1 protein-coding gene is annotated in these 394 nt (G+C 72.1%); it reads left to right on the top strand.

Going from position 1 to position 394, the window contains the following annotated elements:
- On the top strand, window positions 1-394 hold a 394-nt coding region (locus tag EXE42_RS17205), incomplete at both ends, for an ATP-binding protein (protein WP_321167826.1).

Below are 394 nucleotides of genomic sequence, written 5' to 3' on the forward strand. Positions count from 1 at the left end.
ACCCGACGACGACCCGCACGTGGCGGCGATGGAGCGGCGGCTCGCAGAGATCGTCGACCTGAGCGACGCGGCCAGACGCGCCGAGCGGCTTCAGGAGTCCGACGGCGAAGCGAGCCGGACGACATTCGACCTGTCGGCGCTCGCCCGCGATCGAGTCCGCGAATTCGATACCGCCGTCGGCGACGCCGCGTTCAGCGTCGGGGGACCGGACGCCGTCGAGGCCGTCGCCCACGAACTGCTCCCGTACGCGCTCGACAACCTGCTGGAGAACGCGGTCGAGCACTGCGGACCGTCTCCCCAAGTACGCGTGGCGGTCCGGGAGGAAGGGGACAGAGCGCTCCTCACGGTGGCGGACGACGGCCCGGGGCTCCCGGCGCACGAGCGGGAGGTGTTG

This window comes from Halorubrum sp. SP3, from assembly GCF_005435195.1.
Lineage (GTDB): Archaea > Halobacteriota > Halobacteria > Halobacteriales > Haloferacaceae > Halorubrum > Halorubrum sodomense.